Below are 857 nucleotides of genomic sequence, written 5' to 3' on the forward strand. Positions count from 1 at the left end.
TTTCCAGATTAATGGCAAATACCTTTAGTGGCTTCATTTAATTGAGTTTAGTCTAAAACTGAAATGAAAAACATAACTGATATACTATTTTATCAATTGATCTAATAATTTCAATAACTGTTCACCATGCAGCTCTTTTCCTATAATCCTTCCATTGGGATCAATTAGAAAATTATCTGGAATTGAATAGATATTGTATTTTACTGAGACCTCATTTTGAAATTCCTTTAAATCTGACAAATGTGTCCAGTTCAAGCCATCTTGCTTTATCGCCTCAAGCCAAGCATCTTTTTTACTATCCAGTGAGATGCTTATTGTAGTGAAATTTTTGCCGCTATATTTGTTCATAGCCTTTACTACATTGGGATTCTCCGCTCTGCAGGGCACACACCAGGATGCCCAGAAATCTATAAACACATACTTCCCTTTAAAACTTTTCAAACTCACCAAACGACCGCTGGTATCACTTTGAATAAATTTTGGAGCGTAGCCCCCTATAACCAGACTATCTACCATGTATTGTAAATCGTCACCGTATCTATTATTCTTAATACTTTCAGGGAAAGACAGAAACATTTTTTTTACTTCTGCATCTGCCAGGGAACTCTGATTGTTGTATAAAAGAGAAGCATTAATAAACGAATCGGGATGTTCAGAAATCCATTTCCGACAATCTGTTATACCCTGCTCTACAACTGCTATCTTTAATGAATCATACAATTGCTTCTTTTTATTGATTAAGGGAATATCTTTTGTCTCCATGGAGTTGAGCCAATTCCGTTTAGCCATGGCAAAATCCCTATATATTTTACTTCTGGATTCATTATTCAACTTATATTCAAGAGCTGTTTTATTAC

The 857-nt window shown here is 34.4% G+C and carries 1 protein-coding gene; it reads right to left on the reverse strand.

The genetic code is table 11. From position 1 onward, the window contains the following. Positions 1-84: 84 nt before the first annotated feature. On the reverse strand, positions 85-857 hold a 773-nt coding region (locus DBR11_RS28680; RefSeq protein WP_146186711.1), incomplete at its 5' end, for a TlpA disulfide reductase family protein.

This window comes from Pedobacter sp. HMWF019 (genome assembly GCF_003061025.1).
GTDB lineage: Bacteria > Bacteroidota > Bacteroidia > Sphingobacteriales > Sphingobacteriaceae > Pedobacter.